Annotated in this window: 13 protein-coding genes; 3 read left to right on the top strand and 10 right to left on the bottom strand. The window is 69.4% G+C overall.

Translation table 11 applies throughout. The features are described 5' to 3' along the window. Positions 1-226 precede the first annotated feature (226 nt). Complete coding sequence (locus ACFC1T_RS18200; RefSeq protein WP_375889701.1) at positions 227-676, top strand: SRPBCC family protein; 450 nt, start codon at positions 227-229, stop codon at positions 674-676. 132 nt (positions 677-808) lie between these two features. Here the strand turns inward: ACFC1T_RS18200 and ACFC1T_RS18205 are convergent, their stop codons facing one another. The 10 genes from ACFC1T_RS18205 to ACFC1T_RS18250 all read right to left on the bottom strand — a co-directional run bounded on the left by ACFC1T_RS18205 (position 809) and on the right by ACFC1T_RS18250 (position 11499). Further along, positions 809-1156, bottom strand: coding sequence for a VOC family protein (locus tag ACFC1T_RS18205; protein WP_375889702.1), 348 nt, complete (start codon positions 1154-1156; stop codon positions 809-811). A gap of 446 nt (positions 1157-1602) precedes the next feature. Further along, entirely contained in the window at positions 1603-3078 is a 1476-nt protein-coding gene (locus ACFC1T_RS18210) for a recombinase family protein (RefSeq protein WP_375889704.1), read from the bottom strand. Positions 3079-3812: 734 nt separating this feature from the next. Then, positions 3813-4511: a trehalase-like domain-containing protein gene (locus ACFC1T_RS18215; RefSeq protein WP_375889707.1), complete on the bottom strand. Its 699-nt coding sequence runs from the start codon at positions 4509-4511 to the stop codon at positions 3813-3815. A gap of 29 nt (positions 4512-4540) precedes the next feature. Continuing rightward, positions 4541-5065, bottom strand: a complete 525-nt coding sequence (locus tag ACFC1T_RS18220; protein ID WP_375889709.1) for a hypothetical protein — start codon at positions 5063-5065, stop codon at positions 4541-4543. 69 nt (positions 5066-5134) lie between these two features. Beyond that, a complete protein-coding gene (locus ACFC1T_RS18225; protein WP_375889711.1) occupies positions 5135-5374 on the bottom strand; it encodes a hypothetical protein in 240 nt (79 codons plus the stop codon). Next, a complete protein-coding gene (locus tag ACFC1T_RS18230) occupies positions 5371-5883 on the bottom strand; it encodes a LuxR C-terminal-related transcriptional regulator (RefSeq protein WP_375889713.1) in 513 nt (170 codons plus the stop codon). The genes ACFC1T_RS18225 and ACFC1T_RS18230 overlap by 4 nt, the downstream gene beginning before the upstream one ends. Positions 5884-5910: 27 nt before the next feature. Next, a complete protein-coding gene (locus ACFC1T_RS18235; protein WP_375889716.1) occupies positions 5911-7437 on the bottom strand; it encodes a Mur ligase domain-containing protein in 1527 nt (508 codons plus the stop codon). A gap of 89 nt (positions 7438-7526) precedes the next feature. Continuing rightward, on the bottom strand, positions 7527-8942 hold the full coding sequence (locus ACFC1T_RS18240; protein ID WP_375889718.1) for a glutamine synthetase family protein: 1416 nt from the start codon (positions 8940-8942) through the stop codon (positions 7527-7529). Further along, positions 8939-10432 carry an amino acid permease gene (locus ACFC1T_RS18245; RefSeq protein ID WP_375889720.1) on the bottom strand — a complete coding sequence of 498 codons (1494 nt, stop codon included), beginning with the start codon at positions 10430-10432 and terminating at the stop codon, positions 8939-8941. Before ACFC1T_RS18245 ends, ACFC1T_RS18240 begins: the two co-directional genes overlap by 4 nt. Positions 10433-10515: 83 nt before the next feature. Continuing rightward, complete coding sequence (locus ACFC1T_RS18250; RefSeq protein ID WP_375889722.1) at positions 10516-11499, bottom strand: hypothetical protein; 984 nt, start codon at positions 11497-11499, stop codon at positions 10516-10518. Between the two features lie 436 nt (positions 11500-11935). Here ACFC1T_RS18250 and ACFC1T_RS18255 point away from each other — a divergent pair, with 436 nt between their 5' ends. Together ACFC1T_RS18255 and ACFC1T_RS18260 are read left to right on the top strand one after the other, a co-directional pair. Next, on the top strand, positions 11936-13315 hold the full coding sequence (locus ACFC1T_RS18255) for a helix-turn-helix domain-containing protein (RefSeq protein ID WP_375889724.1): 1380 nt from the start codon (positions 11936-11938) through the stop codon (positions 13313-13315). Beyond that, on the top strand, positions 13312-14034 hold the full coding sequence (locus ACFC1T_RS18260) for an HAD family hydrolase (RefSeq protein WP_375889727.1): 723 nt from the start codon (positions 13312-13314) through the stop codon (positions 14032-14034). Before ACFC1T_RS18255 ends, ACFC1T_RS18260 begins: the two co-directional genes overlap by 4 nt. The last annotated feature ends 351 nt before the right edge of the window (positions 14035-14385 follow it).

The raw sequence follows: 14385 nt of genomic DNA on the forward strand, positions 1-14385 counted from the left end.
GGCCACGCGGGTACTGTCCGGGCTGTCGGCTCCACTCGGCTCGGGCGCCGGATTTCGGAGCGCGCCGCAGAGGAGCCACGGCCGGCTGATGGACGGGCGGTGCGCCACGGCTTTGAGGTGTTGACGCCGAACGGTCCTTCTCGATTGCTCCCGACCCCTCGGATTGACGCGGGTCCGAGCGGGAAGACGTGGCACAGCCCATCCCCTCCCGATCGGAGTCAGCCCGATGACGCAGGTTGAGGAATCGATTGAGGTCGCCGTCCCCCTCTCAGTGGCCTACAACCAGTGGACGCAGTTCGAGGACTTCCCTCAGTTCATGACGGGCGTCGAGCGGATCGAGCAGCGGGCGCCCGACCTGACCCACTGGGTGATCAGGGTCGGTGGCACCACCCGGGAGTTCGACGCCCGAATCACCGAGCAGATCCCGGACGAGCGGGTCGCCTGGACGACCGTCTCAGGCGATCTGCACCAGGCCGGCGTGGTGACCTTCCACCGACTCGACGAGGCCAGGACGAAGGTGATGCTGCAGATTGCGCACGATCCGCACGGCTTGGTGGAGACGGTCGGCGACAAGCTCGGCTTCATCCACCGTCAGACCATCGATGACCTCCGTAACTTCAAGGACTACATCGAATCGCGCGGGGCGGAGACAGGCGCCTGGCGCGGCCGGATCTGATCCCCACGCCAACCGGCTCCTCGCGGCGACACCCCGCTGGACGAACGCCAGGCCCTGCCCGCCACGCCCCGCGCCGAGCCCGGCCCGCCCGGTCCCGGCCGGGGCAGACCCTGCTCGGCGACCGGCTCGCGTTCAGCTGTGCCCCAGCACGTTGACGACTCGTCCGTTGGGGTCGCGGACGAAGAACCGCCGTACCCCCCAGTCCTCGCTGTGCAAGGGGTAGACGATCTGCGCGCCGCTCTCCCGCATGGCGGCGTAGGCCGCATCAACGTCGTCCACCTCGACGCTCATGTCGGGGGTGACGGGTGCGGTTCTGTCGCTGCTCATGAAGCTGATCTGCACCGTCGGGCTGGCCGGGGAGGCGAGCGTCACGATCCAGCCGTGGTTCATGACCTCCTCGAACCCCAGCAGGCCGTAGAAGTCCTTGCTCTGCTGCGCGTCCTGAGACTGGATGTTGGGTACGACACGGCGAACGGCCATCAGTGACTCCCGGTGAGAAGGATCGTATCCATGCCTCACCAGGAGTACTACGACCGGACCGCCGGCGCGCCGCTTTCGCCGCAGATCCCCGTCGGCGGCCTCTCGCCCGCGGGCTGCTACGGGACGGCCTCCCGTCCGCTGAGGGTTCAGGCAGGCCAGGCTGACCTCGTTGAACCGGTGGATCACCTCCCGCACGGTGTCCTTGTCGGCCCGCCTCGCCCCGGGCAGTCCGAAGGCTGCTATATCTCTGCTGAACTCGAGGCAAGTGCGACCTGTTATCGGTGGTGGGCGGGAGGAAGGTGCGGTAGGTGGAGTGGAGACCGGGAGCGTGACGTCACGATCGAGTGGGGCCGCATAGGCCATAAGTCCTTTGACCGGGGGAGGTGCCCTATCCCGTGGAAGTGAAGCCCAGCGACCGCAATCTACGCGGTGCATGGGAGGAAAGATCAGGCGGCGACCAGCTCCTTCTGTAGGTCCTCGGGGAAGAGAAAGCTGATGGAGTTCCGGCAGATGTAAGCCCTCACCTTGGACTTCAGGAGAAGCTGCCGCTGGCCAGCGATATCGCTACTAGCCCACTCCGAGGCAAAGGTCGATCCGGTGGGAAGCAAATTCCGTGGGCTCACGCGCGCCGCTTGCGCCGCAGTCTTGCGGCGTTCTGCCAGCCCGTTGATGCGGCGAAGATACTCCTCCCTTCCGCCCTCGTAATCGTAGAGGCCCATGTCCTTCTCGGCCCGGATATCTTTCATCGCCCTGGATATTGATTCGACTGTGTCGCTGTTATCCAGAGGAACATCGGACAGTGCCGGCTCGACGACCTGTACCGTCGAGAACAGATGGGTGGCGATGGCGTTGAACTGCTCCTCGACGAAGTCCATGGGGGCTGCAGTATCGCACCGCTTCACGGCGGCGCTGACGCCGCACCGGTAATATCCGTACTCGGTCTGTCCCACCCGGTTTATCCAGCGGTAAGCCACATGTCCGCACTTGGCGCAGAAGACCGAGCCGAGGTACGGATAGGACTCGTTAACCCGCTTCTTCCGAGTGGGGCGCGCTGCCCCGAGAACACCTTGCAGGAGCTGCCACTCATCAGGAGAGAGGATCGCGTCGGCGGCCTGAACAGGATCTCCTTGTGCATCGTAGACAATCCTGTGGAAGCCGCTAGACCTGCCGGTCATCTTTAGGCCGAGGCAGGCGGGCGAGGTCAAAATCTTCCCAATCGACGCTGGATTCCATCGGGCCGGGGTGGCAGGCAGGCCGTTCTGTAGCCGGATCCAATTCCGCGGTGTCGGTACTTCTCGCTGGCTCAGCCTGCGGGCCATCTCGCTCAGTGATACCCCGGTGACGGCCCAGCAGTACATTTCCCGGACAATGGCGGACGTCACCGGGTCGATCTCAAGAACCTTCCCGCCGCCTTCCAGCGGTACGACCCGGTACCCGTAGGGCGGCCGGCCGCCAGCCCAGCGACGTGTCCCCTTGAGGAAGCGGTGGGCATCCGCAACGCGTGCGGATATCTTTTTTGCCTCCATGCGGGCGAATACGGAAGCCATATAGGCCATCGCCTCTCCGAGATCGCTGGAGAGGTCGAATGTGTCATCGACAAAAATGAGGTTCTTGCGGTGCTCATCGCACCAACGGATCATGTCCGAAAGGTCGGCCGGACTTCGAACGATCCGATCCAGTTTCCAGAAGATCATGACGTCGAACTCGTGATGGCGATTCTTCATCCAATCGCCTAGTTGTGGCCGATCGACCGGCCGGAACTTCGTGGCAGAGACGTCCAGGTCCTCGGCATAGCCGACGATTTGATAGTCCTTCATCTGGGCCATAAGTCGGCCCTTTTCGCGCTGGCGCGCCGGCGACGTACTTTCATCGGTGGCTACCGACAGCCGAACTCCGATGAGGGCGCGCTTCCGCGGTTCCATGCTGCACTCCACCCATGCGACCAATGAGATGCACACCGATCGGTGGCAGATGCAGAGTGTTCGTGGCGGATGGCTCGATGTATCGAGCCGATCTTGTGCTATGGGAGGCGTTGCTGCATGGGCTGCACGCTCGGTGCTAGGCGGTGCTTCAATTCTCCGGGGCTCGAGACAAAGAACACGCCTCGGAGGCGCAGTCGGTGAACCCAGTTCGAAGCTGCTCGGCCGGGAAGTACTCGCCGGAAGCCTTCGCAGCGCTCCTGCTGTCGATTGCGATCGAGCTGTTCTCCCTGGGGAGGTCAGTGGGCTATCGCATGGTGCGCGAAGGCCGCTACCCGGTCACCGTCGTGGAGGTGGGCGGCAACTACCGCGTGGTCGCTGCGGACCTGATCCACTTCCTGCGAGCGAACCTCTCGAAGCGCGGCGTAGGTGCGAAGCGGCGGGCTCGGGCACGCCGCCGGCATCGCGTCTGCCTCCCGCGGCCCGCTGGGTGGGGGAAGCCCGGCTAGCGAACACGTCCTGAATGCACGCGGGTAGCTTGAAGCGCAGGCCGTCAAGCACCCGTGTCATGCCCAGCAGAGGCTGGCGGGGCGGTGATCAGTGCCTGCTTACTGTGGTGAAGTCCCGACTAGGGGCCGGGGTGCGACGTCGGCCAGCAAGCTCCGTCACGGCTGTATGCCGACGCTCGCGGTGGCCCGACGGCGCGCAGCTGGAAGTGCACGGTCTCGCGGCGCTCGTCATCGGTCGTGCCGAAGTGGCCAGCGATGGTGTGGGTGGGCAGGTAGTGGACGAGGACCATGCTCCCGGTGGCCGGTCACCTGGAGCGGAGCGGGAAGCTTGTCGGGCGGATATGGCGCAGCATTGCGCCGGGGTGGCGCAGCCATTCGGCGGTGGTCGGGTGCGTTCCCGGCCACACCCATAGGTTCCCGCGGTCTTGGCGGAGCTGGTCGGTGAGCAGGAGGCCCGCGAGCACGGTGAAGGTGCCTGGGCGTCCGTCGTCTGCGGTGGGAGTTCGGCTGTCGATGCGCGGGGCGCCGTAGTCGCTGTGGGGCGGAAGACGCGCACCACGCCGCTGACGCACTCGACGATCCGGATGATCTGCGAGCCGCGTCGTCGGTGACCGTGGGGGCCGGCATGAACTCGGCGACGGCGAGGGTGCCGGTGTCGGTGTCCCACTCCTGGCGGAAGACCAGGGTGTCGCCCAGGTACTGGCGCCGGTCGGCGGACGGGGGCGGCGAGCCGTTGTAGACGGCTGGACCGACGCGCCAGAACCCGTGCTCCTCGCCGCCGAGCATGGAGGTGAAGACGGCCGGGGAGTCGAAGTCCGGTAGGCAGGCAAAGTTGATGGTCGCGTCCAGGCGGACCAAGACGGCGGAGCGGGTGTTGCCGAGGAGGGCGAGGTCCTCGATCCGGAAGGGGGCAGGCGCGCGGAGCATGAAGGTCCTGACCTGGGTGGGAGGGGTGGTCAGCGGCGGGCCGGGGCTGGGGCGGCGAGGGCCGCGAGGGCTGCGCCGAGGGTGCCCGCGACGGGCAGCCACGGCATGAGGTGCGCGAGCAGGACGCGGTTGGCCTGCTGGACGGGATCAGCCGGGTCGCAGCCGACGACCACCGCCCCGCCGTACGGGGAGAACAGGCCGGTCTCGTAGCAGTCGTGCACGCGCACGTGGCCGATCGGGTTCCAGAACAGGACGGCGCTGGTGCGCCGGATGTTGCGGTCCTGCCAGCCGAATGGGGCCCATGCCGCGTAGGGGTCGGTGGCGGGGTTCCGGGAGGGGCGAGGGTTGAGGACGGTGCCGTGGAAGCCGGCCCGCGCCAGCAGCTCGACCGCCTCCCACTGCCAGTCCGGGCAGCCGATGGTCGCCCCGGCGAGGAACACCGATGGCAGGCCGTCCGGCTCGAACGGCTCCGGAGCCTCGATGTAGCGCAGGGGCGTGGTGGTGAAGACACCGCTGGGGGCGGTGCCGCGGCGGTGGACGAGTGGTGAGGACATCTGCTCTGTGTGGTCGAAGGGGTGCGGCCCTGGCCCGAACGGCCGCCATGGGGTGGAGCGGGGATTAACTCAGCCGGACCGGCGGGTGTCGGTGCGGCGGGAGTCCTGCGGGGGTGTGCGGTGGTTGACCAGGCGGTCGGCGACGCCGAGGGTGGTCAGCGCGGCGGCGGTGAAGATGCCGAGGTAGATGGGCTGGCCGATTTCGGCGAGGTGGTCCAGCAGGTAGATCGCGCAGCTGCCGACGAGGGCGCCGAGCAGAAAGCACAGCACGGCGATCCCGAAGCGTCCGGCTCCGCGCCGACTGCTCACCGGGCCGCACTCTTCTGAGCGGCGGCGAGCGGTCTGGTCTCCCAGGTGGGGTCGATGTCGCTCAGAAGCACCAGCTGGGCGAGGACGCCGATGACGACGGCCTGGGGCTGGGAGTCGGTGTTCAGCTCGGCGAGCAGGGTCTTGCAGTAAGTACGCATCGTGGTCGGGGAGATGCCGAAGTCGGCGGTCAGCTCCGAGGTGCTGCGACCTCCCGCCCAGCCACGAAGGATCTGCAGCCGCCGCGGAGCGAGGGCGGGCTTGATGCTCAGAGCCCCGCTGGGGTGCACCGGCTGGGTGACGATCCGGTGGGCGGTGGCCCAGGCAGCGAGGTGCAGCACGGTGCGCGTGCCGGTTGTGGCAAGCACCGCCTCGATCGCGCTGCGGACATCGGCTGCCCTCAGCCGTGTCTCGGGGTCGGCGGCGATCTGCTCATGGCTGGCACCGGCGGCGACCAGGGCGATCAGCCGGAGTTCCGGGGCGGTGAGGGCAGGCAGCGGGGCGGGGGGCACGGTCGTCTCCAGCGGGGTGATTCGGGCTCACAGGTCTTGCGGGATCGGCGCGGTGGGCGCGGCCAGGTGGAACAGCAGCCGCGGGCCGAGCCGCTCGGCCTGCCCGGTGCCGACGAGCAGGACCAGGTCGCCCTCGCCGGCCAGGGCACCGATCTGCTGCTCCGGGCCGGGCTCGCACGGGCCGAAGCGGACACGGTGGACCGCGCCGTCGCGGAAGCGCTTGCGGACGGCCTCCTCGATCGCGTCCAGCGGGTCGGGCGCGGTGTGTTCGGAGAGAGGGGTGGTAACCGGCAGGAGCAGCACTTGGTCGGCACCGGTGAGGGCTTCGCCGAGTTCGGTGGTGTGCGCGCTGGCGCGGGCAATGCCGTCCGGCTCCAAAGCGACGATCAGAGCGAACTCGGTGAGCAGCCGGGCGGCCTCCATGTCTTGGGCGATCTCGCGCGGGTGCCGGGCGCGGGATTCGACCACGGTGATGCCGCGCTGTGTGCCGATGGCGGTGAGTGAGCGCTGCACCCCGCGGAAGTCGGCGGCGCGCTCGGCAACGGCCTGTGGGTCCTCGCCGAGAACCAGGGCGGTGGCGATGGCCGCACATACCGCGAGCGCGTGGTGGCGGCCGGCCACCGGGAGGACGAAGGAGTGGTCCGTTTCCTGGTAGCGCAGGACGACGCGGAAGTCCTCGCCCGTCCAGCGCGGGGCCATGATCCAGACGGTGGAGGCGGGGTCGGTGCCGACGGTGACCACACGCTGGCCGGACACGGGACGGTCGGAGAGGCGTTCGCGTAGGTTCGCTGTGCTGTTGTCCCAGGTCGGCAGGACGACGACGGTGGAGTGGCGGGCGAGCTGCTCGGCGGCGTCGAGCCCGGCGATGTTGTCGTCGTAGTGCGGGGCATTGGCGCTGGTGGACATGATCAGCGCGGCGGCGAACTGCGGCTCGCTGTGCAGGAAGTGCGGGGCGGGGCGGTGCTGCCAGCCGGCGGGCGGGGCGGCCTCGTGTGTCGTGTTGTCCGGGCAGTAGTCCGTGACGATCCGGTGCCCGGCGGCGTGCCCGACGGTGCCCTCGCCAGCCGGGGCGTTCAGGATCCAACCGGTCTGGCCGTCATCGAGGAGGGCGGCGAGGGCGGCTGCCGCAGTCGTGGTGCTGTGGCTGCCCGCCACGGCCACCGCCCTGGTGCCGGCCTCGCGGGAGATGGCCTTCAGCGCGACAGCCCGCGCCAGGATCGGCAGCCGCAGCACCTGGGCGTGGTCCAGCTCGGGGTGCGGCCCGGCGAAAACTCCCGACCACACCACCGCTGTGCGGTCGGTGCGCACGTGCGTGGCGTCGAACCCGACGAGCACCCGGATGCCCATCTCCTTGAGGGTGGCCACGATTGGGCTGTCCCGGTCGGACTCGGGGATGCTGCCGGTGACGTCGGCTCCGGCCTCGGCCAGCCACCGGGCCAGGCCCTCCATGCCGGGGGCGACGACGTCGACCAGGTGCACGGCCGCCAGCAGGCCGGGCAGGGCCGGACGCGCGCTCGCCTCGACAGCGACTGCGGAAGTGATGGCGGTGTCCATGTGGTTCTCTCCAACTGGAAATCGGGGTGTGGGGGTTGGGACCGGTCCGGTGCCGGGGAGGGGGATTCGACCCGGCACCGAACCGGGGTTCATACCTGGGCGAGGCCGCGCTCCACCTCGGCGTCGGTGACGCGGGAGGCGTGGTGCTCCAGGTCCATGCGGGCTACGCGGGCCAGGTGCGCGACAACGGGCTCGGCCAGCAGCTCCCCGGCCGCCGCGCTGGTCTCGAACGTGCCGACGGCTTCCTCCAGGGACTGCGGCACCAGCGATGCGTCGGGGTGCTCGTAGGCGTCACCGCTGACGGCGGGCGGGGGCTTGAGGCCGGCCTCCATGCCGTGCCGGATACCGGCCAGGGCCGCCGCCAGGGCGAGCATCGGGTTGGCGTCCGCGCCCGGCAGGCGCACCTCCAGCCGAAGGCTGCGGCCGTGGCCGACCACCCGAACCGCGCACGTCCGGTTGTCCCGGCCCCAGGCGAGACGGGCTGGAGCGAAGGAGTGATCCGCGAGGCGCTTGTAGCTGTTCACGTACGGCGCCCACATCGGCGCGACCTGGGGCAGCACGGCGAGCAGCCCCGCCACCGCCTGCTCGCCCAGCTCCGACAACTCGATCCCGTCGGCCGGGTCGGCGGCCAGCACCGGCCGGCCGTCGAAGTCGACCAGCGACACGTGCAGATGCAGTCCGCTGCCGACGCTCGTGGACGGGGCCGCCATGAACGACGCCGTCAGACCGGCGTCGTCCGCGACCGTCTTCGCGGCGTGCTTGAACAGCACATGCTGCTCGCACGCCTCCAGCGCCTCCCCGTACGGGAAGGTGACCTCGACCTGCCCTGGCGCGCCCTCGCCCTTGACCGCCTCGACCGGCATACCGGCAGCGGCGAGAACCTGGCGGAGCCTACGGCTGAACTCCCGCACCGGCGCCGGGCTGTCGAGCGCGTAGTCGCGGCTGTCCCAGACGGCCGGGCGAAGCCCCCGCCAGCCGGCCACCGCCGCGTCCCGGGCAGTGCCCTCGTAGAGCACGAACTCCGACTCGATCCCCACCGCAGGCACGACGCCACGCTCGGCGAGCCGGGCCAGCTCTTCGGCCAGCACCGTGCCCGGAGCCAATGGGTGCGGGTATCCGCCGCTGTTCGGCTCGGCGAGCACCAAGGCAGTGCTCGGTAGCCACGGCAGCACCCGGGCCCGCCGCAGGTCGGGCAGCAGGGCGACGTCGCCGAACCCGGACTGCCAGGAGAACGGACCGGTCTGCGCCGGGGTCATGCTCAAGTCGGTCCCGAGCACGTAGCCGCACATCTCCGGGGACAGCGCCCCCGACCGCAGCCGCCGCACGAACCCGGCTGCGTCGAACTCCTTGCCCTTGAGCCGGCCCTGAGCATCGACCGTCGCCAGCAGCACGGTGTCGATGCCGAAGGCGTCGACCAACCGGTCCAGCTGCCCGACCGGCGCGGCGGTCGTCGCCGTCGAGGGCCTGGCTGCCCGGGAGCGGGCGGCCCCCATCGTCGCCCTCATACGATCTGCGCCTCGATCCGGGCCAGGTGCGGGTCGTCCACCACCGGGACGGAGAACTTGTCGCCGGCCATCCGCCACCACACCCACGCCAGGGCGAGGACCACGGCCAGCGTGACGGGCGCGTAGTTGAACGTCTCGATGGTCACCGGGGCGCGCTGCGGCAGGCACACCAGCGCCGTCAGCACCACCACCCACCCCACGGCCGCGACCCCGATCGGCCTGCTCCACCGGCCCAGGCTCCACGGCCCGGGGACGAACCGGTCGCCCTGCCGCAGCCGCAGGTAGACCGGGACGATGTAGGAAGGGGTCATCCCGATGACGTTCACCGCCGTCACCGCGCCGTACGCGACCGGAGACCAGAGCGAGGGGACCGCCAGGACGAAGGCGACCGAGACCGCCAGCCACACGGCAGGCACCGGCACGCGGCTGGCCGAGACCCGCCGCCACGTCGCCGACCCGGGCAGCGCACCATCCCGCGAGAAGGCGTAGATCATGCGCGACGCGGCGGTGGTCTCCGCGCTGCCACAGAACAGCTGCGCCCCGATCACGACGAGCAGCAGCAGCTTCGCGCCGGTTGTCCCGACCGCGTCCAGGAAGATCTGCGCGGGGGGCACGGTGGCGGCAGAGGTGCTGGCGTAGTCCTGGACAGCGAACAGCAGGCCGCCCAGCAGCACCGTGCCAGCCAGCAGGGAGACCCAGATCGAGCGGACGATGCCGCGCGGCGCGGCGACTCTGGCGTCCTTGGTCTCCTCGGACAGGTGCGCCGAAGCGTCGTAACCGCAGAACGTGTAGCCGCCCAACAGCAGCCCGATCGCCGAGACGTAGACAGGGCTCGTCCAGCCGGTTCCGTTCTCGAAGTGGGTGAACACCCAGGACAAGGACTGGTGTTGGGAGGGAACGATGGTGAGCACGCCGACGATCACGGCGACGCCCAGCAGGTGCCACCACACCGAGATGCTGTTGAGCAGGCTCACGATGCGGACCCCGACGACGTTCAGCAGGGCGTGCAGCACCAGGACGCCCGCGAAGATCGCCAGGATCAGGCCCGGCGTCGGGGCGACCCCCCACTGCAACCCGGCGAACGCGGCGATGAACGAGGCCGCACCGTAGTCGATGCCGGCGATCCCGCCCAACAACCCGAGGAGGTTCAACCAACCGGTCGTCCAGCCCCACCGCGGACCGCCGAGCCGCTGGGCCATGTAGTAGAGGCCGCCGGAGGTGGGGTACGCGCTGGTGACCTCGGCCAGGGCCATGCCGACCAACAGCACGGCCAGGCCCACGCCGACCCAGCCCCACATCATCACGGCCGGGCCACCGGTCACCAGCCCGAATCCGAACAGCGTCATGCAGCCGCTGAGCACCGAGATGACCGAGAAGCTGACGGCGAAGTTGCCGAAGCCGCCCATCCGCCGGACGAGTTCGGGCTCGTAGCCGAGTGAGCGAAGATGCTCGTCTTCGTGCGTGGGGGTGGTGCGCTGGGGCCAGGACATGGCGAATCTCCAAGGGGAAGATGAGTGTCGATCCCGGCGTGGGCCGGGCGGGAGTGGGCCGGGCGGGAGTGGGCCGGAGCAGATCAGCCAGCGACGGCGTAGGACTGGGCCGTCGCCTCCCGCAGCAGGTTGCCCGGCCGGTCCGGTGCCAAGATCTGCCACGGCTGCGCTGAAATGAACGGGCTCATGGCGGCGAATACCTCAGCCGCCTGCGGACGATGGCGACTTGCCCAGAGCGCGTGGGCGAGGTGGCTCTCGTCCGAGACCGGCCACCGGACCCCCTGCGCGAGCGCGGTCTGCCAGTGGGAGAAGGCATTGAGGACCGTGTCGCGCACGGCCTGGTCATCGGTCCATTGCAGCTGGACCGCTTCCTTGCGCTTGGCGCGGCGGTAGCGGTCGACGTACAGGTACAAGGGCAGGGCGTGCAGTGCGGAGCCCTCCGGTGCGCTGGGCTGGTAGGCCGCGAGGAACTCCGTTGCCGGGCCGATCTCACCGCGGGCCAGCCAGACGCGGAGCATGCGGTGGAAGGCTTCCCGACCCCACGGGTCGATCCGGCGGGCCTGGTCGAACATCCCCCACGGTCCAGGTGGAAGCATCTGGTCGGGAGCCGGGACACGGTGCTCCGGTCGTGCCTGATTGAGGTCCAGCTGGGCGAGAGTGAGCAGCCCGAGCCACGGCACCGGGTCGCTTGCGAGCACCGAGGCTCCTAGCCAGCACCACTGCCGGGCGGTGCCTTCGAGCGCCACGGCGTCCGGCGAGTCGGGCTGGCGTTGGCCGACCAGTAGAGCCTGGTCGACGGCAACACGGGTGTGAAGCGTGGTCAGTCCGAACGTCGCGGGTTCCTCGGAGGCCCAGTGGCGGAGGACATCGTTCTGGCCGGCCATCGCGCCAAGTACCTGGGTGCGCGCCGCCCACAGACCCGGGCTGCTCCAGGAGTGGGCGAGAAGTGCCCGTGCCGCATACCACCGCCCTTGCCGCAGCTCCTCGACCGCCGCTCGCAACTCACCGTCGTGGCCAGCCGGGTGCTGGACCAGTCGGCCCGGCTGCGGGGCGGATTCGGTGTTCAACGGCCTACCTCCCTCGTGCGGATATGGTCGGCAGACTTGCTGGCCACCCGTGACACCACCCGAGATCGGGTGGTCGGTGGAAGCAGTCGACGCCGGCGGCAGGAACGGGCCCGACTGACCGACCGGCATGTCGAGGTCCCGACAAATGTGATCGCTTTCAGCCACGGCAACTGCCTGCCGCAGTAAGGTGCCTGAGAGTGTTCGACGGCGACCATTCGCGTAGTCATATTCGCGCTGAAATATGATCACGGCGGTCGCCTGCGGGGGCCGGGCTCCCGTGGACGGGAGGGGCGGAATGGGGGCACGGCGGTGCGAACGATGCGGATGCACGCTCAGCCGGTACAACGACAGTGGCAGTGTTTGCGGCCCGTGTGCGCGGACGGTCGCTGACCAGACCCCTGTCGCCGTTCCCACATGGGTGTGGCGCGATGCGGTGGTGCGCGACAGCCTCGCTGAGCTGGACTTCGGCAGGCTGAGCAAGCGTCTGCGGGAGATCGTGCCGCTTCGCCAGGACGACCTCGCAGGGATCACCGGGCTGACCCAGGGCTACCTTTCTCGGCTTGAGGCTGGTCGGGTCCAGCTGACCCACATCGACAGGATCGTCGAGTACCTCGATTCGGTCGGTGCCCCCGCTGATCTCGTGAGGCTCCCCCTCCGGGCGGCGTCCCCAACAGCACCATCCGCAAACGCGAGTTCACTCCCCTCCCACGATGACGTTGCCGGGCCGTGGACGGCGAGCCGTATGGTGGCGGCATTGCACGACGTGATGCGAGGGGAGCAAGCCACCATGCGTCCGAGTCGCCGCGAGTTCCTGATCCTTACCGGTACCGCCCTCTCCGCCTACATCCACCAGTGGGGTATCGCAGACGCCGAACCCCTCGCACGCGCGCTCGGCGGCGCGCAGGTGGAACCTGGACTCGTTGCGAGCTTCCAGGGGACGATCGACAGCCTCCGCACCATGGACGCCAGCTCCGGCAGCGCCCTACTCGCCGGGCTGGCGCGATCTCACCTCGGCCTGGTCCGCGAGACGTTGAAATCCGCCAGCTACGACGAGAAGACCGGTCGGCGCCTGGCCGGCATCGCTGCTGACACTGCCACCCAGCTTGGGTGGTTCCACTTCGATGCCGGCAACCACGAACTGGCCCAACGAGCTCTCCTGGCGGCACTACGAGCCGCCCACGCCTCCGGCGATCCCCGCTACGGCGCCGGGGCTCTGTCCTACCTCGCCATCCAGAGCTATTCGGTCGGAAACCCGCGCGACGCCGTGACCGCGATGCAGGCCGCCAGAGAGAAGATCCGAACCCTCGACTCTTCCCATCTGGAGGCCATGCTTCTGACCCGCCAGGCTCGCGGGCACGCCAAGCTCGGAGAACAGCAGGCATGCCAGCGCGCACTCGGCCGGGCCGCCGAACTCGCCGAGCAGGGCCCGGCTGAAAAGGACCCCAGCTGGCTGTACTGGATGAACCGCGGGGAGATCCTCGGCCAGACCGCCAGTTGCTACCTCCAGCTCGGCGAACACAAGGCGGCGGCAGCCCACTTCGAGCAGGCCGCCTCCACGTTGAACCCGACGGATCTGCGCACCCGGGCGCTGTTCGCATCGAGAGCCGCCTCCGCGCACCTCCTCGCCGGGGACCGCTACGGAGGCTTCGAAGCGGCTGACGCCGCGCTCACCCTGGCGGCGAACGTCCAGTCGGCCAGGCTGAACGAGCATCTGGAGCAGGCGGTGGAGCACCTGCGGGCCATCCCGGACCCGCGGTCGAGTGAGCTGGTAGAACGATCACGACAAGTGATGGCGGCCAAGGAGTTGTCAGCGTGACCAGCACCGTGCTCGTTCTGTGGGACGTCGACCGCACCCTGGTGTACGTCGGTGAGACCGACCGCACCGTCTACCGCGAGGCGTTCCGCCAGGTTGTCGGCCGCGACGCCACGAAGCTGCCCGAACGGGGCACCGGCCGCACGATGCCCCTCGCGGTACGGGAACTGCTCGAAGCCAACGACGTCGACCACCAGGACGTCGCGAAGCTCGCGGAGCAGATCGTCGAGCTGCTGCCCAAGCTCCTCGCGGAGCGAGCCGAGCAGCTGCGCTCCGATGGCCGGCTCATGCCCGGCGCCCCTGCCGCCCTCGAGGCGGTTCACTCGGCTCCCGGCCTCGTACCGACCGTGGTCACGGGCAACCTGCGGCAGAGCGCGGAGATCAAGCTCCGCGCCTTCGGCCTGGACCAGTACGTCGACCTGGCCATCGGCGGCTTCGCCTCCGACGACTCCCACCGGCCGGCCTTGGTCCAGATCGCCCAGCGCCGCGCCGCAGACCGCTGCGGGATGTCCTTCGACCGGTCCAACACGGTCATCATCGGGGACTCGCTCGAGGACGTCCGGACTGGAGCGGAGGGCGGGGCAGCCGTGATTGCCGTCGCCTCCGGCACCACCTCGGCCGAGCAGCTCGCCGCTGCCGGGGCGGACACCGTGCTCGACAGCCTGCTCGACCCGCGAGCAGTGCTCCGCGCCGTCGCCGAACTCACGGCCCACCGCCGGTAGCCAGGCTCTACATGGGAGCCGAGTCCGGCTCGGTGCCTCGCGCCGGGCCAGACCGGTGTGTCGCCGCCGAGGGCTGACTGCGCCAGGTCCGTCCGGTGACATCGCCACCGTCCAAGTGCGAACTTTTGACCAACCGCTGCTGCGTTGCCAGCGCCGCGGAGGAGTGCAACCGCGAGGCCAGCAGCGGCGGTCGCGCCCCAGGGTCAGACTCTTCTGATTGTCCTGCTAATTGGCAGAGATGAGTGATCGTCAGCTCGCCGCTGTACTCTGGGCCGCTGGTTGGTCAACTTCAATGACTGCGGTGGCCCCCAGCGATCTTCCCGCGCGAGCCGTCGCCGCAGAGCCCTAGGG

The organism is Kitasatospora sp. NPDC056076 (assembly GCF_042266305.1).
In the GTDB taxonomy this organism is placed as follows: domain Bacteria; phylum Actinomycetota; class Actinomycetes; order Streptomycetales; family Streptomycetaceae; genus Kitasatospora.